This is a genomic window from Paenibacillus sp. FSL R5-192 (assembly GCF_000517845.1).
Classification (GTDB): domain Bacteria; phylum Bacillota; class Bacilli; order Paenibacillales; family Paenibacillaceae; genus Paenibacillus; species Paenibacillus amylolyticus.
Map to the genome: position 1 here is coordinate 1 of NZ_ASPR01000028.1, position 513 is coordinate 513.

The window sequence follows — 513 nt, forward strand, 5'->3', positions numbered from 1 at the left end:
TTTCCCGAGTGGAAACATTCAAATACAAAATCTAGCCAGGTCGGCTAGTTACTCACTCGTTGCTCAGTTTTGAGAGCTTAAACTCTCAAACGTTTGGTGGCGATAGCGAAGGGGTTCCACACGTTCCCATCCCGAACACGACCGTTAAGCCCTTCAGCGTCGATGGTACTTGGACCGCAGGGTCCTGGGAGAGTAGAACGCCGCCAAGCGTAACCCATTTTGGGTTCAAATAGTATATGTAATGTGGGCCCTTAGCTCAGTTGGTTAGAGCGCACCTCTGATAAGGGTGAGGCCGGTGGTTCGAGTCCACCAGGGCCCACCATCTATACCTTTAAACTTTATATGGGGCCATAGCTCAGCTGGGAGAGCGCCTGCCTTGCAAGCAGGAGGTCAGCGGTTCGATCCCGCTTGGCTCCACCAAAATGATTTACAAGTTTGTTCTTTGAAAACTAGATATCGAAACGAAACAAACGCGAATTAGAACATTCCTTTTTAGCTGAACTTGTGTTAAAC

At 48.7% G+C, this 513-nt stretch carries 2 tRNA genes and 1 rRNA gene; all 3 read left to right on the forward strand.

The window, feature by feature from the left end:
- Positions 1-92 precede the first annotated feature (92 nt).
- The 3 genes from rrf (at position 93) to C161_RS19230 (ending at position 420) form a co-directional block, all read left to right on the forward strand.
- Positions 93-209, forward strand: a 5S ribosomal RNA gene (gene rrf, locus C161_RS19220).
- 36 nt (positions 210-245) lie between these two features.
- A tRNA-Ile gene (locus C161_RS19225) sits at positions 246-322 on the forward strand.
- Positions 323-344: 22 nt separating this feature from the next.
- A tRNA-Ala gene (locus C161_RS19230) sits at positions 345-420 on the forward strand.
- Positions 421-513: the final 93 nt, after the last annotated feature.